This window comes from Micromonospora alfalfae, assembly GCF_022230925.1.
In the GTDB taxonomy this organism is placed as follows: domain Bacteria; phylum Actinomycetota; class Actinomycetes; order Mycobacteriales; family Micromonosporaceae; genus Micromonospora; species Micromonospora alfalfae.
Map to the genome: position 1 here is coordinate 158,531 of NZ_JAKKFH010000061.1, position 22,294 is coordinate 180,824.

General features: G+C 69.3%; 18 protein-coding genes. 9 read left to right on the top strand and 9 right to left on the bottom strand.

The window, feature by feature from the left end; translation table 11 throughout:
• Positions 1–8: 8 nt before the first annotated feature.
• Positions 9–395: a nuclear transport factor 2 family protein gene (locus tag MED01_RS32875; RefSeq protein WP_238672331.1), complete on the top strand. Its 387-nt coding sequence runs from the start codon at positions 9–11 to the stop codon at positions 393–395.
• On the opposite strand, the gene MED01_RS32880 is transcribed toward MED01_RS32875, so the two are convergent.
• The 3 genes from MED01_RS32880 to MED01_RS32890 form a co-directional block, all read right to left on the bottom strand.
• Positions 392–1,336: an acyltransferase domain-containing protein gene (locus MED01_RS32880; RefSeq protein ID WP_238672332.1), complete on the bottom strand. Its 945-nt coding sequence runs from the start codon at positions 1,334–1,336 to the stop codon at positions 392–394. The genes MED01_RS32875 and MED01_RS32880 overlap by 4 nt on opposite strands.
• A 29-nt stretch (positions 1,337–1,365) precedes the next feature.
• Entirely contained in the window at positions 1,366–1,950 is a 585-nt protein-coding gene (locus tag MED01_RS32885; RefSeq protein WP_238672333.1) for a hypothetical protein, read from the bottom strand.
• A 119-nt stretch (positions 1,951–2,069) separates the two neighbouring features.
• Positions 2,070–2,498 carry a VOC family protein gene (locus MED01_RS32890; protein WP_238672334.1) on the bottom strand — a complete coding sequence of 143 codons (429 nt, stop codon included), beginning with the start codon at positions 2,496–2,498 and terminating at the stop codon, positions 2,070–2,072.
• 84 nt (positions 2,499–2,582) lie between these two features.
• Between MED01_RS32890 and MED01_RS32895 the strand changes: the two genes are divergently transcribed.
• Positions 2,583–3,494 carry an NAD-dependent epimerase/dehydratase family protein gene (locus MED01_RS32895; RefSeq protein ID WP_238672335.1) on the top strand — a complete coding sequence of 304 codons (912 nt, stop codon included), beginning with the start codon at positions 2,583–2,585 and terminating at the stop codon, positions 3,492–3,494.
• On the opposite strand, the gene MED01_RS32900 is transcribed toward MED01_RS32895, so the two are convergent.
• Positions 3,491–3,946, bottom strand: coding sequence for a GNAT family N-acetyltransferase (locus MED01_RS32900; protein WP_238672336.1), 456 nt, complete (start codon positions 3,944–3,946; stop codon positions 3,491–3,493). The genes MED01_RS32895 and MED01_RS32900 overlap by 4 nt on opposite strands.
• Positions 3,947–4,269: 323 nt before the next feature.
• Here MED01_RS32900 and MED01_RS32905 point away from each other — a divergent pair, with 323 nt between their 5' ends.
• The 4 genes from MED01_RS32905 (at position 4,270) to MED01_RS32920 (ending at position 9,393) form a co-directional block, all read left to right on the top strand.
• A complete protein-coding gene (locus MED01_RS32905; RefSeq protein ID WP_238672337.1) occupies positions 4,270–4,425 on the top strand; it encodes a hypothetical protein in 156 nt (51 codons plus the stop codon).
• 152 nt (positions 4,426–4,577) lie between these two features.
• Complete coding sequence (gene skfB, locus MED01_RS32910; RefSeq protein WP_238672338.1) at positions 4,578–5,924, top strand: sporulation killing factor system radical SAM maturase; 1,347 nt, start codon at positions 4,578–4,580, stop codon at positions 5,922–5,924.
• Positions 5,917–7,509: a CPBP family glutamic-type intramembrane protease gene (locus MED01_RS32915; RefSeq protein ID WP_238672339.1), complete on the top strand. Its 1,593-nt coding sequence runs from the start codon at positions 5,917–5,919 to the stop codon at positions 7,507–7,509. The genes skfB and MED01_RS32915 overlap by 8 nt, the downstream gene beginning before the upstream one ends.
• Positions 7,510–7,569: 60 nt before the next feature.
• Positions 7,570–9,393, top strand: coding sequence for an ABC transporter ATP-binding protein (locus MED01_RS32920; RefSeq protein ID WP_238672340.1), 1,824 nt, complete (start codon positions 7,570–7,572; stop codon positions 9,391–9,393).
• Positions 9,394–9,406: 13 nt separating this feature from the next.
• On the opposite strand, the gene MED01_RS32925 is transcribed toward MED01_RS32920, so the two are convergent.
• Both MED01_RS32925 and MED01_RS32930 read right to left on the bottom strand, forming a co-directional pair.
• Positions 9,407–12,277 (bottom strand): AfsR/SARP family transcriptional regulator, encoded by a 2,871-nt coding sequence (locus MED01_RS32925; RefSeq protein ID WP_238672341.1) that lies wholly within the window; start codon positions 12,275–12,277, stop codon positions 9,407–9,409.
• A gap of 478 nt (positions 12,278–12,755) precedes the next feature.
• Entirely contained in the window at positions 12,756–13,196 is a 441-nt protein-coding gene (locus MED01_RS32930; protein WP_238672342.1) for a VOC family protein, read from the bottom strand.
• A 238-nt stretch (positions 13,197–13,434) separates the two neighbouring features.
• Between MED01_RS32930 and MED01_RS32935 the strand changes: the two genes are divergently transcribed.
• Positions 13,435–13,713 (top strand): hypothetical protein, encoded by a 279-nt coding sequence (locus MED01_RS32935; protein WP_238672343.1) that lies wholly within the window; start codon positions 13,435–13,437, stop codon positions 13,711–13,713.
• Positions 13,714–13,778: 65 nt separating this feature from the next.
• Here the strand turns inward: MED01_RS32935 and MED01_RS32940 are convergent, their stop codons facing one another.
• The 3 genes from MED01_RS32940 to metH all read right to left on the bottom strand — a co-directional run bounded on the left by MED01_RS32940 (position 13,779) and on the right by metH (position 19,992).
• Complete coding sequence (locus tag MED01_RS32940; RefSeq protein WP_238672344.1) at positions 13,779–14,531, bottom strand: MBL fold metallo-hydrolase; 753 nt, start codon at positions 14,529–14,531, stop codon at positions 13,779–13,781.
• Positions 14,532–14,612: 81 nt separating this feature from the next.
• Entirely contained in the window at positions 14,613–15,401 is a 789-nt protein-coding gene (locus MED01_RS32945; protein ID WP_238672345.1) for a GNAT family N-acetyltransferase, read from the bottom strand.
• A 1,090-nt stretch (positions 15,402–16,491) separates the two neighbouring features.
• Positions 16,492–19,992 (bottom strand): methionine synthase, encoded by a 3,501-nt coding sequence (gene metH, locus MED01_RS32950; protein WP_274526649.1) that lies wholly within the window; start codon positions 19,990–19,992, stop codon positions 16,492–16,494.
• A 276-nt stretch (positions 19,993–20,268) separates the two neighbouring features.
• On the opposite strand from metH, the gene MED01_RS32955 reads away from it, so the two are divergent.
• On the top strand, positions 20,269–21,138 hold the full coding sequence (locus MED01_RS32955) for a PAC2 family protein (RefSeq protein ID WP_030332815.1): 870 nt from the start codon (positions 20,269–20,271) through the stop codon (positions 21,136–21,138).
• Between the two features lie 123 nt (positions 21,139–21,261).
• Positions 21,262–22,053, top strand: a complete 792-nt coding sequence (locus tag MED01_RS32960) for a GntR family transcriptional regulator (RefSeq protein WP_238672347.1) — start codon at positions 21,262–21,264, stop codon at positions 22,051–22,053.
• Positions 22,054–22,294: the final 241 nt, after the last annotated feature.

Genomic DNA, 22,294 nt, shown 5'->3' on the forward strand with positions numbered 1-22,294 from the left:
TTGCGGCCATGACCACCGAGAACAAGAGCATCGTCGGACGTGCGTTGGCGGGGCTTGTCGACACCGGAGACGTCGACACGCTCGCCTCGTACCTGAGCGAGGACTTCACCCATCACCGGTCGGATTCGACGACCTCGACCAGGGCGCAGTGGCTCGCCGCGGTTCGCGCCGCAGTGGGCCCGACCGCCGGCATGCGGGTCGACATCCTGCACCTGCTGGCCGACGGTGACCACGTCGTGGTGCACTCACGACGCCGACTCCCCGACGGAGGGCCGGAGATCGTGGTGGTCGACGTGCTGCGGATCGCCGACGGACTCATCGCGCAGGTGTGGGAAGTCATCGAACCGGCAGGCCAGGCGGCCGCCAACGGCGCGTGGTGGAACGCGGGTGTCTAGATCGGGAAGCGACCGTGGCGCCAGTGCCAGTGGCCACCGGCCCGCAGGTGGTCGATGATCGCGCGCTGGAGCGCAGTGCGGCGTGGCAGTTCGTCGAGCGGCGTGGTCAGGGTCCGGAACCCGAACCGCAGCACCTCGATGTCGGCGTCCGGCCCCGCGGACTCGTCGTAGGGCTCCAGCTCGAACCGGCGCTGGAACCGCACGATGTTGGAGTCCTCGGGAAGGTAGTCGCGCAGCTGCGGGTCGAGCAGCCACGAGGCACAGGAGAACGCTGTGTAGCGCTCGTCGGGGAAGTGCCGGGGAAAGAACGCGCGGGCCTCGTCGAGGGACGCCTCGATCGCCTCCGGGGTCAACGGCCCCGACTCGGGTACGTGCAGGCCGATGGCGCCGTCACCGCGCTGGTGTTGCAGCCGACCCAGCTCGTAGACGCTGCCGCGCGAGTGCAGCGTCAGCCAGCTCTGCATGATCGGCCAACCCTCGCCGCGCATCCGTCGGTCGACAGCGAGGTTGCGGCCCAGGTCAGCAAGGGTCACCCAGGTCACGGCATCGGGGACGCCGTGGTCGCCGTGGTAACCGCGCACCACGTCGACCAGGGCCAGGTACGCGTACACGTAGAGGTGCCGCCAGGCGGGCCCTCGCTCTCGCGGCAGCTCCGGGCCGGGCGACAGCCAGTCGTAGCCGGCGAGGTCGGCGCGGACCAGGGCGATCGAACGGTCGAGCAGCCAGCGCAGCTCCGGAGTCCAGTGCGGAGAGTCGGGGTCGGGCCAGCCCGCCATGATTTCGGCGGCGTCGTCCGGCCGCACGGCGAGCCGGTCGAGGATGGCGGGCGCGTCGGCAGCGGCTGGCAACGGAGCTGACGGCCGGTCACCGGCGAGCCGGTGCACGCGGTCGACCTCCTCGACGGGCACTGCGAGCCGGGCGGCGATATCGTCCAGATCCACGCCGACGACCCTACCGGCGAGCGCGCAACTCAGGAGTCCGCCGGCACTCCGGCGTCGAGCTGCCCGATCATCGGCGCGAGGAGGTCGTTGAGCTCGCGGGCCACCACCGCCACTGCCCGGCGCGCCGCTGCGGCGACCTCGTCGTCCGGACCGTCGGGCGTCGGCGGCAGGTCGTCGAGCGGGACCGGCGCCTCCACCTGCAGCAGCGCGCGCAGGTGCGGGCGGCGCGTCCGGTCCTCCTCGGTGGGCGTGGTGAACTGGCCGAACAACCGGGGCCAGTCCTGCCAACCACGGTCGCGCTGCCACTGCTTGGTCCAGGTCAGCTCGGCCGGCCAGCGCGAGGCCACCGTCACCGCGCAGACCAGGCTGCCGTCCCACGGGCTGCGCGCGCAGGTCGCCGAGATGATCCGCCGGTGCCAGCGGACGAAGCCCGGCGACAGCTCGGCGGCCAGCCGCCAGGCGGTCACCGCGAACGCGACGGGCGCGAAGTCACCCCAGGTGTCGCCGAACTCGTCGATCCGACGAAACAACTCGGCCTCGTACCGGCCGCGCCCGTCGGTGCCGTGCTCACGGTCGAACTGCTCGTCCAGCCAGAAGGCGCGCGGTTCCGGCATCCTCAACCCCGTTTCACAGCGATGGTGTTGCGTACCTCGAACCTATGCGAACGTCGGGGTTGCGGACGTCATCCTCGCCCGTTGTCAACCTGCGCTCCGGCAACGTGACGGCAACCCACTCAGCCGACGAGGACGCAGAAGGGATGCCCGGCCAGGTCGGCGTACACGCGCAGCGGCTCGTCCGGGTCGTCGATCCGGTCGTACAACAGCCGGCCGCCGAGGCGCAGCACGCGCTCATGCTGGACCAGCAACTCCTCGACGGACTCCACGGTCAGGTCCAGGTGCAGCTGCTGGGGCACTGTGTTCGTCGGCCAGGTAGCCTCCGGCAAATGCTCCACCTGCTGAAACGCCATCTGGGGTCCACCACCGGGTGACCGCAGCACCAGCCAGTCACTGCCGCGTTCGTCGGCCTGGCCGGCCGCTGGCGGTTCGTCACCGGCCCGGTAGACGAAGCCCAGTAGTTGTCGATAGAACTCCGCCAACGCCCTCGCATCGGTGCAGTCGAGCACCACCGAACACAGCTTGGGCACGCTCTCCTGGTCGACCACGCTCGATCACCTCCGGGTGCCATTCTGGTCGAATCGCGGCGCAGCCGCTTGACAAAGGCCTGCCTCCAGAGTGGACGATGCACCGTGCGCATTCTTGTGGTGGGTGGCAGCGGCCTGATCGGCGCTCACGTCGTGGACGTTCTCCGGGGGCGTGGCCACGTCGCGACCACCGTGGCGCGTACCGCCCAGCCCGGCGTCGACCATCTGCTCGATGTCGGGTCGGCCTCGATCGAGCAACTGCGGCCGTTGCTCGCCGGCCACGACGGCGTCGTCTACGCCACCCGCACCGACGAGCAGCGGCCGCTGCCCAAGCCGATCTATGCCGAGTTCCGCAGTGACAACGTCGACCCGGTGGTACGCCTGTTCACCGCCGCCCGCCTCGAAGGTCTCACCCGGGGCGTCGTGATGGGCTCCTACTACACCTACTTCGACCGGCTCCACCCGCAGTGGCGCCTCGCCGAACGGCACACGTACATCAGGTGCCGCCTGGAGCAGGCCCGCGAAGGGCGGGCAGCAGCCGGCGACGGCCTGCCGGTCGCCGTACTCGAACTGCCCTTCGTCTTCGGTCGGGCCGGCGACCGACTGCCCAACTGGGCCGGTCCGCTGGACCGGTGGGCCCGCTCGCGTACCCCGCTGCTCGCCCCGACCGGCGGCAGCGCCGCCGCCTCCGCCCACAGCGTGGCCGAGGTCGCTGTCGACGCCCTGGAGCAGGCCAGCGGCGCGGACCTCCCGGTCGCCGACGAGAACCTCAGCTGGCACGACATGATCGCCCGCATCGCTGACGCGGTGGGCCGACCCCGCCGGGTCCGTCGCCTGCCGTCCGGCGCCGCGAAGGCCGCCCTGCGACTGGGCGGCGCGCTACAGTCCCTCGGCCGCAAGGAGTCGGGCATCAACCCCACCTACCTCGCCGACCTGCTGCTCGCCGACCTGTTCATCGAACCGACGAGCGGCCGGCCGCTGGACCCGGCGCTGCGCGAAACCTTCCCCGCTGCCTAGCAGCCTGGCCTTCGCTGCGACGGTCGGGCCAGATATGCGCTCTTGGCGTCGGGTGAAAACCCGCAGGCCCGGTAGAAGGCGTGCGTCGCAGGCGTGCGCGAACCCGTCATCAGCATCGCCTTGTAGCAGCCCGCATCCCAGGCGGCCTGGAGTGTGCCGGCCATGATCAGCCGCCCCAGGCCGGTGCCGCGCCGCGACTCCTCGACGACGACGTTCTCGATGACCGCGTACGGCGACGCCGACCGGGTGAGGTTCGGGATCACGTTGAGGTACGTCGTGGCGACGACGACTCCATCCACGTCGAGGACGAAGAGATGCAGCGCCGGCGAGCCCAGGATCTGCTGGAAGGCCGCGACGTCAGATCCGTCGTGCAGCACCGGATCGTCGGGGTTCAGTTGCCGGTAGAGGCCGATGATCTGCTCGAAGTCGTCCGACCGGGCCGCACGGAACATGGCGGAAGCCTAACCAACAGTGGCCGAATCGGGGCCTCGCACTCGGCGCATGACCCCATGTGCGGCGCTAGCCGTAGACACCCTGCTGGTCAGTCGATTCAAGGTTAGTTGCAGATCTGCTGCATGGTCGCCCGGCACATTTGCGGTCACGGCCCCGATGAACAGTACCGACACGGGGGGATCCGGGCGACGCGCGGCCCGGATCAGAGGTTCGTCTCGCTCGCGAGGAGTCGGGCGCTGGATGGCCCGCTGCGGAGCGGTTCGTCACGGGTCGCACTGTTCCGGGGATGTCGACCGAGTGATCCGGGAAGGGGGTGATTGACATGCAGAAGTCGAGCAGCACGCTCAACCGACTCGGCTCGGAGAAGCGGGCCGAACCGATGATCAAGTCCGTGGGTTGCGGCATTTGCTGGGCCAGCGGCTGGGCGCCGTTCGTCGCGGCGTGCTTGGGGCCGCCGCCGTACTCGCAGGCCATGTGACCGATTCCGACCGACCGTCCGGAGCGGGCGTGACGCCCGCTCCGGACGGTCGGGGCCGCACCTCTCCAGACGACGAAATCCGCCGGTCCAGACCAACACGGTGCCGACGCAGCCGCCAAGCCGACGGCCGGCCAATCCTGAGGGAACCCCTTATGACAACCGCGCTTTCCCACGCCTCCGGTGACTCGGTCGCCGGCACCGCTGACCCACCATCGCCTGACTGGGGCATCCACCTGCAACCCGTCGGTGGACTGTTGGTGGACCGCAACAGCCTGAACTACGTACGACTGTCCAGCGAGGCGCTGGAGATCGCCCTTCAACTGGCACGGACGCGCAGTGTGTCCCGCACCGCCCGGATCCGGGCCGGCACCTCCCGCCGTGACCCGGACGAGGTTCAGGCGGAGATGGTCGAGGCACTGAGCGGGTCGTGGTTGACCTCCTCCTGGCTCAACGGGGCGCTCGACCAGCCCCTGCGGGTGTCTGGCTCGACCGACGCGTACCTGCCGCTGCTGGCGTCGCTCCAACTCACCAACCGGTGCAACCTCAGCTGTTCGTTCTGTTACGCGAGCTCCGGAGCCGCCCTGCCCGGCGAGTTGACCGCCGACGACTGGGTCAAGGTGCTGGAGCGGCTGGCCCAGTCCGGCATCGCGGCCGTGACCCTCACTGGTGGTGAGCCGACCATCGCCCGGGACTTTCGCCGCATCCTGGCGACCGCCAGCGCGCTGGTCGACCACGTCGACATCTTCACCAACGGCCTGCACTGGTCCGACGAACTGGTCGCGATGGCGGCCGCCTGCGGCAACATCCGGGCCCAGATCAGCATCGACGGACGCGCCGAACGGCACGATCTCATCCGGGGCCGGGCCGGGGCCTACAACGAGTCGCTGCACACGATGCGACGCCTAACCGCAGCAGGGATACCCGTGATCGTCGCGATGACGGTGACCCCCGCGAACTACCGGGACGTCGCCGCCGTCGTCTCCGACGTGGACAGCGCCGGCGCCCGACTGTTCCGGGCAGGTCGGGTGGTACCGGTGGGCAGGGGCGACCAGGACGGGTTCGGACTGACACCGGATCAGGTCGCGGATGTGATCCGGCAGTTCCAGGAGACACGCCACCTCAACCTCGAGGCGCTGGGCTGGGACCAGTGCGTGGATCTCGGTGAGCAGTTGGCGCCGATCGGGCTGCCCGTCGAGTTCCTCACCCCCGGCTACCTGAGTTGGCACGTCCGCGCCGATGGCCAGGTGACCCCGTGCCAGATCGAGGCGGAGTCCCTCGGTCGGATCCTCACCGAGCCACTCGAGCTGATCGGGGAACCTGGTCGGCTGGCCGCCGTCCGGTCCACTGCCCGCGGTTGCCGCTGTATCCAGCGGCTGAATCCCACCGAAGACGTCGACCTGCCGTTCGGTCTGACGCCGGGGCCGTCGATCCGTGGGGACGCGGCGACCAGCGGCTGCTGCGGTACGGCGCGCTGCGGCTCGGGGTGCGGTCATGACTGAGAGTGTCGTTCTGGCCGTTATCGGACTGCTGTTCGGTGCGCTCTTCATCGTCCTACGGACCCGGGCGTACCCCACCGAGCCGATGCCCCCGGTGATGGACGCCGCTGCCGCAACGGTTCAGGCCGCGGCGACGGTATGGCGCCTCTGCGGTCTCGACACCACGGGCTGGCGCTCCTTCGCCGTCCTGCACTTCGATGGCATCGTCGACCGGCTGCACCACCTCGGGCTCGTCGGCCGGCAACGGGCGTTCCTCAACGGGTGGGGTCTACAGGGCTCCTGGCGGGTCCGCTTCATTGGCGCCGACGGCAGCGTCCTGGTCGGACTCTCACCCCGGGGCGAGGTGGTGCTCTTCGAACTCGCCGGTGATCTGCGCGGTCGAGTGGTCGACCGTGTCGTACCTGTTCGCACGCGTGACGCCGCGACCGACGACGGCGCGGATCGGGCCGCCGACGTCGGGCCGGCGTCGGACACTGGCGACGACACGGGGCTGCGACAGCGGCTGGGGGTCCGCGACGGGGTCTGGGCCGGGGCGGAGCCGGTGGGCGCCGGGTACTGGACCCGTGAGGATGAGTCGACCGAGCGTACCCGCCGGTTCCGGGCGACCAGTCCGGACGTCCGGATCGAGTTCGAGGTGGAGTCACTCGGCGCGACAGTGCTGCGCGTCGACTCCCTGGTGGAGTTGACCAACGAGCAGGTACCGGCACTCGAGCGGGCCGAGCAGCGGGAAGTCCTCGCCGGCGCGGGGGCGCTGCTCGGCTCGGTGCTGGCACTGGTCGGCGGGGTGGCCCTCCTCGCGTTCGCCGGTGGTACCGCGCAGGCGTCGTTGGCCGCACTGTTGGCGGTGCCGGTCCTGCTGGCGGTCCTCTTCGGTGAAGGCGACCGGTTCCGGTACACAGCGGTGCACGGTTACGAGGGGACGCAGTCCTGGGCCGCCTTCAGGGCGATCAACGCGCTCACGTCGGCGGTGACGGCGGTGACCATGAGTGCCGTGGTGGTGGTCGCCGCCCTGGCCGGATCGCTGGTCGCCCAGCGGGTCGGGATTCCCACAACCTCGAATCTCGGTCGGCAACTGATCTGGGGCGCCTGCCTGGCAGCGATCTGGCTGGGACTCGCCGCGGCCGGGTACGCGCTCCTGCGTCGGACGGGACTCGCCCGGGTGTCTCCGAACCCGGACCGGCGCTCGTTGCGTACGGTCGGAATGGACCTGCCCCACGTGCTCTCGCTGACCGCGCAGAGTTCGATCGGCGAGGAGGCGGTCTTCCGGCTTCTCGCGGTGCCGGTCGTCCTCTGGCTGACCGGTCAGCCGTTGCTCGCCGCCCTGGTCGCCGCGCTGCTGTGGGCCGGTACGCACAGCGGCAGCATGGTCCGTCCGCGGTGGATCCGATTCGCCGAACTGACCCTCATCGGCGTGTCATTGGGGCTCGTGGCCATCGAGATCGGGATCGTTGCCGCCCTGGTCGCGCACGCACTCTACAACCTCGTCGTGCTCAGCGCGCCGCTGCTCGGCGTCGACTCCGGCCGGCGGCGGGTCAGCGAGGAGGCGCCGGCCGAGGCTCGGCGAGTATCGGCGACATCCGCCGCCTGAGGTTCCGGACGCGCCGAGCGCGCCCGCCCTGTCCATTCGTCAAACCCAGGGAGTCCCACAGTGCGTACCGATATCCGCCGTAACCTTCTGGAGGCCGGCCCGGTGCCTCCGACAGATCCCGTCGCGGTGCCGTTGCGTGAGCTGCTCGGCCTGCTCCGCCCACAACGGCCGGTACTGCTGGTGGCGGCCGTCCTCGGCATCGTGTCGGCCGGTCTCGCCCTGGTCCAGCCGCTGCTGGCCATGCGCACGATCAACGCGATGCTGCTCGGCCAACCGGTCACGTCACTCGCGATCTGGTTGGTCCTCCTCTTCCTCGCCGCCGCAGCGATCTCGGGTGTGCAGAGTTTCCTGTTGCAACGCGGCGGCGAGGCGCTGGTGCTACGGCTGCGACTCGGTCTGACCGACCGGCTGCTGCGGCTGCCGATGCGGGAGTACGACCAACTCCGCACCGGTGACCTCCTGTCCCGGGTCGGCACCGACACCACCCTGCTACGGGCAGTGGTGGCCAACGGGATCGTCAACGCGGTCATCGGCGTGGCGTCACTGGCAGGTGCGGTAGCGCTGATGCTCTGGCTCGACTGGTTCCTGTTCGTCTTCGCGGTCGCGTCGGTGGCCCTGGGCGGGTCGATTCTCGCGTTCGTGATGATCGGGATCAGGCGCTGGTCGGAACACGCGCAGGGGCGAATCGGTCTGCTTCTCGCCGATCTCGAGCGTGCCCTGGCGGCGATGCGGACGGTTCGCGCCGCCAGGGCCGAGGATCGCGAGGCCGAACGGATCGGTGGACGAGCCCGGGAGGCGTATGACGCGGGCATCCGGGTGGCTCGGCTGGACGCGATGATCGTTCCGGCCGTGTCCCTGAGCGCCAACGGCTCATTCCTTCTCGTACTCGGTCTCGGTGGTGCTCGCGTCGCCTCCGGCCACCTGGACATCGGCCAGTTCGTCGCCTTCCTCCTGTACGTGTCGTTCCTGCTCGTCCCGTTGGTCGCCGTCTTCGCCGGGGGAAGCGCCGTGCAGAAGGGGATGGCTGCTCTGCAACGCATCCACGAGACCATGGGGCTCGACCTTGAGCAGACCGCCGACGTCGAGCGGGACGGTGCCGACGACGGGAACGGGCCGCCCGCTTCGATTGCCGGACCAGAGACGCCGGCCCTGGAACTGCGCGATGTCCACTTCTCCTACGGTCCGGGCCGGGAGGTGCTGCGGGGGGTGTCGTTCGACGTCGCGCGGCATACCAGTGTGGCTCTCGTTGGTACGTCCGGTGCGGGCAAGACCACCATCTTCGCCCTGGTCGAGCGCTTCTACGAGGCGTCCCGGGGAACGATCCTGCTTGACGGCCGGGACATCGCGTCGATGCCGGTCGACGAACTGCGGTCGACGGTCGGGTATGTCCAGCAGGAGTGCCCGCTGCTCGCCGGCACCCTCCGTGACAATCTCACGTACGCCCACCCCGATGCCGACGAGGATGAGCTCGCCGAAGTGCTCCGGGTGACCAACCTCGACGAAGTGGTGGACCGACTGCCTGACGGGCTCGACACCCAGGTGGGCGAGCACGGCAGCATGCTCTCCGGTGGGGAACGCCAGCGGGTGTCGATCGCTCGCGCGTTGCTGCCCCGACCTCGGTTGCTGCTGCTCGATGAGCCGACCGCGCATCTGGACGCGGCCAACGAGGCAGGGTTGGCGGAGTTGGTGCGGAACATCTCGCGTTCATGCAGCGTGCTGATGATCGCGCACCGGAGTTCGACGATTCGGGCCGCCGACCGGGTCGTGGTGCTCGCCGACGAAAAGGTGACCGCGACCGGTACCTCCGACCGGCTGCCAGCCGGGCCCGGCATACCGACCGAACTGTTGCCCGAACAACGAAGAGAAGCCGTTCCCGTGGATTGACCTGGCTGTCTGCTCAGCGAGGTTTGGTCAACGCAGTCGGGTCGGCTGGCAGCCTCGCGAAGCCAGCCGACCGCGGGCGAGCATCGGCAGGCACGCCCTGACTCGCGGCGAGCTTGTCGCGGACCTGTTCGACCTCCGGATGCCCGATCGCTGTGAGGATTTCCAGGGCGCGCAGCCAGCAGAGGTTGGCCGCCTCCGGGTGGCCGAGGGCCTGCTGGGTGTCACCCAGGTGCCGTAGGGCCTCCGCCTCGTTGTAGCGGTGTCCCAGTTCCCGGTTGAGTTTCAGCGCCCGGCGGTAACAGCGGGCCGCCCGCTGGTAGTGACCGAGATGGTGATGGGCATAGCCGAGCGTGTCCCAACTGTTCGCCTCGCCGGTCCGGTCCCCGAGCTGACGTTGCAGGACGACAGCTTGCTGGCAGTAGCGGATCGTCTCCTGGTATTCCCCGAGCATTGCGTGATCCCAACCGAGCGCGTTGAGAGCGCGGGCCGCGCCTGCCTGATGCCCGTTGTCGCGGAACAGTCTCAGCGCGTGCCGGTCATGGCGCAACGCTGCCGCCTGATCGCCTTCCTTGTCGCTGACCCAGCTCAATGTCAACAGCGCGTGCGCCTGGCCGACCCGGTCGGCAAGTTCGTCCAACAACATCAGTGCGCGTTCCAGGTGAGCCCGGGCCAACTCGAGCCGGCCCGTCTCCGAGTAGGCGGGAACGATGTCCTGGTGCGCCTGGGCCTGCGCCGCCCGGTCACCATTGCGCTCGGCGACAGCCAACGCGCGGTTCTGCACGGCGATGAGGTCCTCCCAGTGGCCCCGGCGGCTCAGGAAGGTGGTCAGTGCCCCGGCGAGCTGCCAGACGTACCGGTCGAGCCCGTGCCTGGCGGCCAGCTCGACCACCTGCCTGAGCACGGCGTACTCCTCGGCGAACCAGGACAACGCCTGGGCGTTGTCCGCTGGCTCCTCCGGCTGAACGCCCACCTGGACCGGCGGCGGCTCGCTCGGATTCCGCAGCGGGGACAGCCGCCGGTCGGCGTACTGAGCGCTGTGGAGGTAGTGCTCCACGATCCGGTGCAGGGCGTCGCGGTGTACCTCCGCAGGCTCCGACTCGACCAGTTCCGCCGCGTAAGCCCGCAGCAGGTCGTGGCAGGTGTACCTACCTGGCGCCCACTCCACCAGAAGCTGCGCCCGGTTCAGCTCAGCGAGGATGCCACGTACCTGCCGTTCCGGCACGGCGGCGAGGCTGGCGGCAGCCCGTACCGAGGTGTCCGGCCCGGGGTGCAGCCCAAGCAGGCGGAACAGCCGCGCCGCCGGCTCGCCGAGCGCGCGGTACGACCAGGAGAACACCGACCGTAGGTCGGTGGCCGGGTCCCCACTGCCTGAGAAGCCGTCAAGGCCGCCCTGCAGTTCGGCCAATTCCCGGCCGAGCGCGGCGAGCGGAAACTCGGGCTGGGTCGCCGCGCGGGCCGCCACGATCGCCAGCGCCAGCGGCAACCCGGAACACCGCTCGACGATGTCGTCCACCGGCTGCGGTTCGGACTCCACCCGGTCGCCGCTGAGTCGACGTGCCAGCAACTCCCGGGCGTCAGCGGTACTGAGGAGGTCGAGCGTGACCGGGTGGGCGCCCTCGACCGCCACCAAGCCGGACAACTGCTGTCGGCTGGTCACCACCACCACGCAGCCCGCGACACCGGGCAGCAACGGACGGACCTGCTCGGCGTCGCGGGCGTTGTCGAGCACGATCAGCATTCGCCGACCGGCGACAAGGCTGCGGTACAACCCGACCTGCGCGTCCAGATCCAGCGGCACCGAATCGGGCGGTACACCGAGGGTGTCGAGGAAGCCGCGTAGCGCTACCGCCGATGGCAGCGCCTCCGCGGTGGGCTCGAAGCCGCGCAGGTTGACAGCCAACTGTCCGTCGGGAAACCGGTCCAGATTGTCGTGGGCCCACCGCAACGTGAGCCAGGTCTTACCGATCCCACCCATCCCCGCGACAGTCATGATGACGGGCCCGCTCTCGGGCTGGCGGTCCACGGCTTGGGTCAGCGCCGCCAGCTCACGAGCCCGTCCAGCGAAGTGCGCCGGCGGCGGTGGCAGTTGCCGGGGCGGATGAGCCGTGGCCGGCTCCGTAGATGCCCGCACCACGGCCGAGGCGGCGAACTCACGATCGCCGTGGAGGATCCGGAGAAACAGCTCCTGCAGGTCACGCCCCGGGTCGATGCCCAACACGTCGGCCAGGCGTTGCCGGATCTGCTGGTACTGCTCGAGGGCTTCCGCCTGTCGACCGGAGCGGGACAGCGCCAGCATGAGCTGGCCGGCGAGACGCTCGTCCAATGGCTGTTCGGCCAGTTCACGCGACAGCTCGGACAACAACGCCGAATGCCGACCGCGACGCAGGGCGATGTCGGTACGGTCGCGCTCGGCGGCCAGCCGCGCCTGACGCAGAGCGGTACGCAGGGTGTTGAACCAGGGGGTGTCCAGGCGCGCGAACGGGTCACCGCGCCATAGCCCGATCGCCTCGTCGAACTGCCGCAGCGCGTCGTCGTCGTCCACCGCGAGCCGGACGCGGGAGACCAACTCCTGAAAACGGTGCAGATCCACCATCATGGGATCGACCTTGAGCAGGTAACCGCCCTGTTGCCGGACGATGGCGACGTCGTCGGCGCTCCGCAGACAGCGCCGTAACCGGGAGAGGTAACTGTAGAGCGCACCGTGTGCACGTTGCGGCGGCCGGTCCACCCACACCCTGTCGAGCAACTGGTCTACGTGAACGACCTTGTTCGCCTCGACCAGTAGAACTGCCAGCACGCATCGCTGACGGACATGCCCCAGGTCAATCGCATTGCCGTCGATGAAGGCCTCGACATCGCCCAGCAGCCTGAATTGCGCGACCATGAGCCCCCGCTGTTCGCACCTGCTCCCACCAGCAGATTCAAGCTTCCCACAAAGTTTGTTCAAGGGGCGTCCGCTAGGTGACGGGCAGGGTCGTGTGGACCAGATCCGAACGCTCCGAAGATCGCTCCGGTGGCTCGTCCAGACACGGTCCATCCAGGACTTACGAGGGGTCGATCTCGAATGCTGGACAGGCCAAAGTCCGTTTCGAAATGCGACCACAAGGTGGGATCACGCCGATGGCCTCGGTGATCACACGTCATCTCATCGACTTGTGCGACAGGCTCAAACGTGTGCGGGCGGTACGAACTGCCGAACTGGACGAATTCGAATGCGACGGATGGACCGGCCAGCAGGGCAAGCATCCGGTCGACCTGACGGATCGGCTGATTAAGCCCGTATTTTCGGAATGCACGTGGCTATGCCGGAGACGCCGCGGTGAAGGGCCGCGAGCCGGATCCGTAGTTAGCTGCGTAGAGTCTCAGGTGAGCTGTTCGGCCAGTCCGACGAGGATGCCCTCGGGGCCGCGGACGTAGCAGAGCCGGTAGGCGTCCTCGTACCGCTCCAACTCCCCCACGAGTTCGGCGCCGTGGCCGCGCAGCCGAGTGATCACGTCCTCGATGTCGTCGACGGCGAACATGATCCGTCGAATGCCCAGCGTGTTCGCCGGCGCGTTCTTCGGTTCCGCGCCGATTGCCGTCGGTCGGTGGAACATCGCCAACTCGACCTTGCCGTGGCCGTCCGGGGTCCGCAGCATCGCGACCTCCTGCCGGACGTCATCGATCCCGATGACACGTTCCACCCACCGCCCCTCGACCGGCCCCCGCCCCTCCAGTTCCATGCCGAGCTCGACGAAGAACGCGATGACCACGTCGAGGTCCTCGACAACGATGAGGACGTTGTCCATCCGCTGGATCGCCATGCTGGATCTCCCTGCTCTGGTGCGGTCACGGTGACCGCATCCTCCCCGAGGACGGACCCGCCCGGCCGTTCTCGACATCTGAACGGAGGGCTCGCTGCCCAAAGACGATGCCTTCCTCCAGCACGTCCTGGTCGGCGTACTCGTGCCGATCAACCTGGGGACTCGGCATTCCAGCTCGTGCCGCTGTCTTGCTACTACTACAAGCTAACGGCCACAACGCGGCTGAGAGGCTGAGCAGATGGAGCTGAAGAACGAGTCGGCGGCAGGGCTCGCCGAGGTGCGCCTGGCTGAATGGCGACGCGTCAACTACCGCGACTGGTGCGCGATGCTCGATGACAGGGACGTACGCCACGCCATCGGCGATGACGGCAAGCGGTACCACGTGGTCAGCCACGCCCTTGATGACGGCGATGGGCGCATCCGCATGTCGGTCGCCGTGGATGACGGGACCCGGTCGGCCTTCGTACCGCTGGTGCGAGACGAGATCATGAATGCGGATGGCACATTCGTCGAGTGACTGCGCTCCGACGTCATTGAGCCTGCCGCTCGACGGGCAGTCGCGCACGGTGCGACAGAGGAAGGTCAGCTGTCTGGTGTTCCAAGCATCAGGGTGAGCCCTTCCTCGGCCGCCAGCACCGCACCGTCGAACTCCACCTGCGCGGCGGCCACCGCGGCTGCCCGGTCGTTGCCGGGCCAGAAATGGGTGAGCATCAGGCGGCGGGCACCCGCGCGGCGAGCCCACACACCGGCCTCGGTGGAGGTCATGAGGTTTCGGGTGGGACGGCTGGCCTCGCCCTCGTAGTCCGTCGCTTCGACGATGAACAGGTCGGCGCCACGGCCCAGTTCGGCCAACGCGGGAGTCGGCCCCGTGTCCCCCGAGTAGGCCACGGCAATTCCGTCGGCCTGAAGCCGGATGCCGGCGTTGGGCACGAAGTGCGGCAGAGACAGCCCGGTGAGGTCGAACGGCCCGACCCGGTAGCTGCCGGGTAGTGGGTGCAGGTCGAAGACCGCGTGCAGGTCGACATCGGGCTCCAGGCCGCCGAGCCGGTCGAGCACGCCGGGCGGGCAGTACAACGGCAGCCGTGGCCCGCCCGGCTGACCGTAGAACCGCATCCTGAACAGACCGTGCAGGTCGACGCAGTGATCCGGGTGCTCGTGGGTGATGACGACGGCGTCCACCGCACCATCGGGCCAGTGCCTGAGCAACCGCGGCAGCGTGGCGTAGCCCAGGTCAAGCACCAAGCGGTAGCCGTCCCAGTCCACAGCGAAGCCGCTACAGGCACGGCCTGGTTCGGGGAAGGCACCGGAACTGCCGAGCACGGTTACCTGTCGCATCCGCACAGCGTGTCATCTGCGCACGTGGGATGGACACCCGCTGCGATGGGATGGGACCACGTGGGGCCGTGAGAAGGGCGATCACCGCTGCCAGTTGTAGGGCGTCGTCGTCGACACCTTGATCAGACCGTAGCGTTCAAGGATCGGGCGCGAGTACTCGGTCGAGTCGCTGTTGATGAGTGTCTTGCCCATACGGAGTGCCGAGCGGGCCCGCGCCGCCGTCAACGCGCGGTAGATCCCACGGCCGCGCCACTCCGCTCGCGTCGCGCCGCCCCAGATCCCGGCGAAGTCGGTCCCCCGCAGCGGCTCCAGCCGGCCGGCGCTGACGATCCGTCCCTCCGCCTCCGCAACCCACAACTCCATCCCGTCATCGCGGGCCAGGCGGCGCAGGAGGGCGTTCGCCATGTCATCGCTGACCGGGTCCCCAAAGACCTCGTCCTGCATCGCACTCATGGCGCGGACGTCCGCCTCCTCGCTGACCCGACGCAGTGTCACGCCTTCGGGCAGCGAGACGTCAACGGCCAGCAGCCGCGCCTCGCCAATCATGATCGACTCAGGCTCATCCGCAGTGAACCCATTCTCCAGCAACGCCTCGTGCAACCCCGGCGCATGATCGTGCCCACGCGCCTTCCACTTGACCCGCCCGATCTCAGGATCTGCCCGGTAGTGAGCGAGCGCCTCGGGGACGAGCCGACGAATCGTATCGGCGTCCACCCCACCGAGATCGCGGTAGGTGACAAACCCACGACCACCCGCGAAGGTCACGAGACGCAGTGGCCCGTGTCGGGTGACTGAAACCGCGCTCGGCGTCTCGGCGTCAGTCCGAAGCTGTTCGTCGTAGGCCGCAAGCAGTCGAGCAGAATTGATCATGCCCGTACGCTGCATCAGCGGTGCCCGGAGACGCAACTGGTTATCGAGCCGACCCCACCATCCCGGCCTGACGCACACTCACGCCGCCGCTCGTGCGCTCGGCCTGTTCGCCGCCGGCCGTCACTGCTGCGGGGAGAGCATCAAGGCCCCGTCGACCGCCTGCACTGCGGGCTTCAACCTCGGGTTGCTGCATCAGCCCCGATCTTGGGAACCCAACGAGGAGGCCATGCCGGCGGCGGCAACATTCCACCACCTACACCAAGGTCGTTTCGTGCACATTCGTAGTACTTGTCGCGGCACTTCTCCATCTCCTGAATTGCCGGCCGCCACTGCTCGGCATCCGTCAACCGCCCTCGCGCGTACCAATCGAGACGGTGGACAGCTTGATGCCAATCACGTGCGGCAGTAACAGTCTCCGGGCTGCCCAATAGCAGCATCGATTCCCACCGCGCTCCACGATCATCCTCCGCAGCGGCCAAGAGCGGGAGCCCTTCTTCCGGGGCCAGGTGGGCCGCGGAGTGGTCGAATCCTCGTGCTGCCGCGATGCGACATGACAGGTAGGCCCACCGCTTGACCGCGCCGCCATACTCGGCATACACCCGCATGCGGCTCTCGTCCCAGCGGACCCGCTGGCTGCGTCGCCATCGTGCTCGCTCTCCTGCGCTGCTAACGAGGTAAGACGCGAGGGCTCCCACAATCACGCCGACTAACGCTGGAAGCTGCTGGACAAGAACAATCATTGACCATCCAAACCTGCCTCGAACCCGCAAGGGCCGATACAAACGGCACATGACGTCTGCCGCCAACGATCGCAGAAGCGCGCAAGGGTGTGCTCGGCCTGCCCCGGTTTGGTGGCAGGCGGGATGGCTCGCGCAACCACCCACGGACCGCAACACGCCGACGGGGTTGTAACCCTCTCGGAGGCCGAGCACCCCCGCCGGAGGCGAGTAACCGCAACCCCGCCACCGGCGGCCGCCAGTTCGCCGACGCGGCCGGCATGCGCTCCCCTACGCCGCGCGGGCTCGTGGCCGCGCGGCCCGGCAGCGGCCTTCCGGACGACCTCAGGTGCAGGTCAGGCCATCTGCGCCAGCTACTTGGCGTTGAAGTAGTTGGCCTCCGGGTGGTGGACCACTATCGCGTCGGTGGCCTGCTCCGGCATGAGCTGGAACTCCTCGGACAGCTCGACCCCGATCCGGTCCGCGCCGAGCAGATCCATGATCTTCGCCCGGTCTTCCAGGTCGGGACAGGCCGGGTAGCCGAACGCGTACCGGCAGCCCCGGTAGTCGTTGTGCAGGATGCCGGCCAGGTCCGCCGGGTCGTCGTGCCCCAGCGGACGACCGTCGGGCAGTGTCATCTCCGCGCGGATGCGCTGGTGCCAGTATTCGGCGAGAGCCTCGGTGAGCTGCACGGAGAGCCCGTGCACCTCCAGGTAGTCGCGGTATTCGTTGCGGGCGAACAGCTTCGCCGCGTACTCGCTGACCGGCTGGCCTACGGTGACCAGTTGCAACGCCACCACATCGAGCTGGTCGCCCTGGGGCCTGAAGAAGTCCGCCAGGCAGAGCCGCCGCTCCTGCCGCTGCCGGGGGAACGAGAACCGGGCGCGCTCCGCGTGCCCGTTCTCGTCGAGCACCACCAGGTCATTGCCTTCGGAGTACGCGGGGAAGTAGCCGTACACCACTGCTGCCTCAAGGACCTGGTCGGCGATCAGCCGGTCCAGCCAGTACCGCAGCCGCGGCCGGCCCTCGGTCTCGACCAGTTCCTCGTAGGAGGGTCCGCTGCCGCCCCGGACGCCGCGCAGCCCCCACTGCCCGGAGAAGGTGGCCCGCTCGTCGAGCAGCGCCGCGTAGTCGGCCATCGGCACGCCCTTGACGACCCGGGTGCCGAAGAACGGCGGGGTGGGCACCGCCACGTCGGCGGCCACGTCGGAGCGGACCGAGGAGTCGTGCAGCTCCGGCAGCGACGTGGTGACCATTGAGCGCTGCCGTTCCCGGCGGGCCCGCCGGGCTGCGAGAGCCGCCTCCCGCTCGGGGTCGATCACCGGGGCGCCGCCACGCTTGGCGGTCATCACCCGGTCCATCAGGGACAGACCCTCGAACGCGTCCCGCGCGTAGTGCACCTGCCCGGGGAACATCGACCGCAGGTCGTCCTCGACGTACGCGCGGGTCAGTGCCGCCCCACCCAGCAGGACGGGCCAACGCTCCGCTACCCCGCGGGTGGCCATCTCGGCCAGGTTCTCCTTCATGATTACGGTGCTCTTCACCAGCAGCCCGGACATGCCGATCGCGTCGGCGCGGTGCTGTTCGGCGGCGTCCAGGATGGCGCTGATCGGCTGCTTGATGCCGATGTTCACCACCTCGTAGCCGTTGTTGGACAGGATGATGTCGACCAGGTTCTTGCCGATGTCGTGCACGTCGCCGCGGACGGTGGCGAGCACGATGCGGCCCTTGCCGCCGTCCTCAGCGGTCTCCATGTGCGGCTCCAGGTAGGCCACAGCGGTCTTCATCACCTCGGCGGACTGGAGCACGAACGGCAACTGCATCTGGCCGGAGCCGAACAGCTCACCGACCACCTTCATGCCGTCCAGCAGGATGTCGTTGATGATCGACAACGGGGAGCGACCGCCGGCCATCGCCTCGTCCAGGTCGGCCTCCAGGCCGTTGCGCTCACCGTCGATGATCCGCCGCTTGAGCCGCTCGTCCAGCGGCAGCGCCGCCAACTCCTGGGCGCGGCTGGCCCGGGCGCTGGTCACGTCGACGCCCTCGAAGAGCTCCAGGAACCGCTGCACCGGGTCGTACCCCTCGCGACGCCTGTCGTAGACCAGGTCCAGGGCGACCTTCCGCTGCTCGTCGGGGATCTTCGACATCGGCAGGATCTTGCTGGCGTGCACGATCGCCGACGTCAGGCCGGCCTGCACGCACTCGTGCAGGAACACCGAGTTGAGCACCTGCCGGGCCGCCGGGTTGAGCCCGAACGAGATGTTCGAGATGCCCAGTGTGAAGTTGACACCGGGGTAGCGGCGGGAGATTTCCCGGATCGCCTCGATCGTCTCGATGCCGTCGCGGCGGGTCTCCTCCTGGCCGGTGGCGATCGGGAAGGTCAGCGCGTCGATCAGGATGTCGGAGCGGTCCACACCCCACCGACCGGTCAGGTCGTCGATCAACCGCGCCGCGACCCGAACCTTCCACTCCTGGGTACGGGCCTGGCCCTCCTCGTCGATGAGCAGCGCCACCACCGCCGCGCCATGCTCACGGACGATCGGCATCACCCGCGCGTACCGCGACTCGGGGCCGTCGCCGTCCTCGAAGTTCACCGAGTTGACCACACAGCGGCCACCGAGCATCTCCAAGCCGGCCTCCACCACGTTCGGTTCGGTGGAGTCCAGCATGATCGGCAGCGTCGACGCGGTGGCGAACCGACCGGCCAGCTCCCGCATGTCCTGGGTGCCGTCGCGGCCGACGTAGTCGACGCACAGGTCGAGCAGGTGCGAGCCGTCGCGCGCCTGGCTGCGGGCAATCTCCACACAGGCCCGCCAGTCACCGGCGAGCATCGCCTCCCGGAACGCCTTCGAACCGTTGGCGTTGGTCCGCTCCCCCACCATCAGCACCGACGCGTCCTGGGCGAACGGCACCGGGTGGTACACCGAGGAGACGCCCGCCTCGTGCCGGGGCTCGCGGGCCGGGGCGGTGACGCCGTGCAGCCGCTCGGCCAGCACCCGGATGTGCTCCGGGGTGGTGCCGCAGCAGCCACCGACCAGCCCCACTCCGTACTCGGTGATGAACCGCTCCAGGGCCTCGGCCAGCTCCACGGGAGTCAGCGGGAAGTACGCGCCGTCGGCGGTCAGGACCGGCAGGCCGGCGTTCGGCATCACCGACAGCGGGATGCGGGAGTGCTGCGACAGGTAGCGCAGGTGCTCGCTCATCTCGGCCGGGCCGGTCGAGCAGTTGAGCCCGATCAGGTCCACGCCGAGCGGCTCGATAGCGGCGAGGGCCGCACCGATCTCGCTGCCGACCAGCATCGTGCCGGTGGTCTCCACCGCCACGTGACAGATGATCGGCACCGACTGGCCCAGCTCGGCCATCGCCCGCTTCGACCCGACCACCGCAGCCTTGACCTGGAGCAGGTCCTGGCAGGTCTCGATGATCAGCGCGTCCGCGCCGCCGACGATCAGACCCGCGGCGTTCTCCTGATAGGCGTCGCGCAGCGTCGAGTAGGGGGCGTGCCCGAGGGTGGGGAGCTTGGTGCCCGGCCCGATCGAGCCGAGCACGAACCGGGGCCGCTGCGGGGTGCTGGCCGCGTCGGCGGCCTCCCGCGCGATCCTGGCACCCGCCTCGGACAACTCACGGATCCGGTGCGGGATGTCGTACTCGGCGAGGTTGGCGAGGTTGGCCCCGAAGGTGTTGGTCTCCACGCAGTCGGCACCGACTGCCAGGTAGGCGTCGTGCACCCCACGCACCACGTCCGGGCGGGTGACGTTGAGGATCTCGTTGCACCCCTCCAGCCCGTCGAAGTCGTCGAGCGTGAGGTCCGCGGCCTGGAGCATCGTGCCCATCGCGCCGTCGGCGATGAGAATGCGATCAGCCAGCACATCCATCAATGAAGTCCGCACTCATTCAGGTTAGTGCGATTCGGTCGGACTCCACGACCGTCCTCGAGCGATCCCATATTGTGTCACGGGGATCACCATGTCCGGTTCGTTCGGGTATGACGTGCTGCCGGAGCGGCCGACCGGCGCGGCCGACGGGCCGCACCCTCGCCCTGCACGTAGGCTGGCGGACGTGAAGGACAACAGGGACGCCGCCGTGCCACACGGTATGACGACCGGGCGCGGTCCCGGCGCCAGCCGCGACGAGCAGGGTGAGGTGACGGCGTGACCGAGTTCGACGGACTGCCGGTGCTGCGGTCCCCGGTGGCGATCGCCGCGTTCGAGGGCTGGAACGACGCCGCCGACGCGTCCACCGCCGCGGTCGAGCACCTGGAGCAGGTCTGGAACGCCCGGCAGATCGCCGAGCTGGATCCGGAGGACTTCTACGACTTCCAGGTCAGCCGGCCCACCATCACCATGGCGGACGGGGAGACCCGACGGGTGGAGTGGCCGACGACCCGGTTCATGGTCGCCAGCCCGGAGGGCACCGACCGCGACGTGGTGCTGATCCGCGGCATCGAGCCGAGCATGCGTTGGCGGACGTTCTGCGAGCAGGTGCTGGAGATCTGCCACAGCCTGGAGGTGGAACGGGTGGTGCTGCTCGGCGCGTTGCTGGCCGACGTGCCGTACACCCGGCCGCTGCCGATCAGCGGCAGCGCCTCCGACGCGCAGGCCGCCGAGCGCTACCAGCTCACCCCCACCCGTTACGACGGGCCGACCGGCATCGTCGGCGTGCTGCACGACGCGTGCACCCGCGCCGAGGTGGACGCCGTCTCGTTCTGGGTGCACGTGCCGCACTACGCCAACAACCCGCCCTGCCCGAAGGCCACCCTCGCCCTGCTGCACCGGGTCGAGGAGGTCGTCGACCTGCCGGTGCCGATGGCCGACCTGGCCGAGGAGTCTGCCGAGTGGGAGCAGCGGGTGCGCAGTGCCGCGGAGCAGGACGCCGAGCTGGGCGAGTACGTCCGCGAGCTCGAAGAACGGGTCGGCGACGAGGGGATCACCCCGTTGACCGGTGACGAGATCGCCCAGGAGTTCGAGAAGTACCTGCGCCGCCGGGGCGGTTCGGCCGGCCCCACCGCCGGTTCCTGGTAGCACTGTTCAGCTGCGGGCCTTCGGACCTTTTGTGGTCCGGGGGCCCGTTTTCGCGTGTCCGGGGTGGCACCGTCACACCCGCTAGGGCATCCTAGGAACCTAGATGTGATCAAGGAGGCGAGTGTGCAGATCAATCCCGGGGCCGCCGAGTTCCCGCACCGACAGATCGCCGCGCAGCTCAAGGCCCAGGTCCGCCGGGGCGACTGGGGGCCGGGCGAGCGGCTGCCATCCATCCCGGCCATCGCCGAAATGTTCGGCGTAGCCAAGCAGACAGTGCAACGCGCCGTCGACCAGCTGCGGGTCGAGGGCATCCTGATCACCAAACCCGGCTCCGGTACGTACGTCCGAGGCACCCGCCGCCGCCTCAACCGCCTCTCCCGAGGCCGGTACGGCGGCTTCCGCGGCTACCACGCCGACCTGGCCGCCCGATACCGTCAACAGCTCGTCTCCGTGGGGCACGCCCCCGCCCCCGCCGAGGTGGCCGACGCCTTCGGTGTGTCCGACGGCACCAACCTGCTCTGCCGCCGGCACCTCGTCCGCACCGACGACTCCCCCGTCGAAGTCGGCGCCTCCTGGTTCCTGCCCCGCGACACCGCCGGCACGTCGCTGGAGCGCACCGAGGCGTTCGGCCGGCCGCTCTACCAGGAGGCCGAGGAAGCGACCGGACGGCGGTACGCCTCAGCCACCGACACGATCAGCGCCCGCCAGCCGAGCCGGGAGGAGGCCGAGACCCTCCAGATCCGGCCGGACACCCCGGTGCTGCACCTGCTGCACATCGCGTACGACGCGCACCACAAGCCGATCGAGGTGTCCCAGGCGACCTGGCCCGGCCCCATGACCACCCTCACCGAGGAGTACAAGATCCCCGGCCCGACCCCCGACCCGGAACCCGACCCCGGCCTGGTCCTGGGCTAGCCGCCACCCCACCCCACCCTCGAAGCCGCCCCGCCCGGTCTCGCCCCGCCGTGCCTCGCCGTGCCTCGCCGTGCCTCGCCGTGCCTCGCCGTGCCTCGCCGTGCCTCGCCGTGCCTCGCCGTGCCTCGCCGTGCCTCGCCGTGCCTCGCCCTGCCTCGCCGATCTTGCAGATACTGTCGCCTCTATGCCCCGTTCCACCCCCTTTGCCGCGGCCGCTACCCCCAGACTCGCCTCGAGGTTG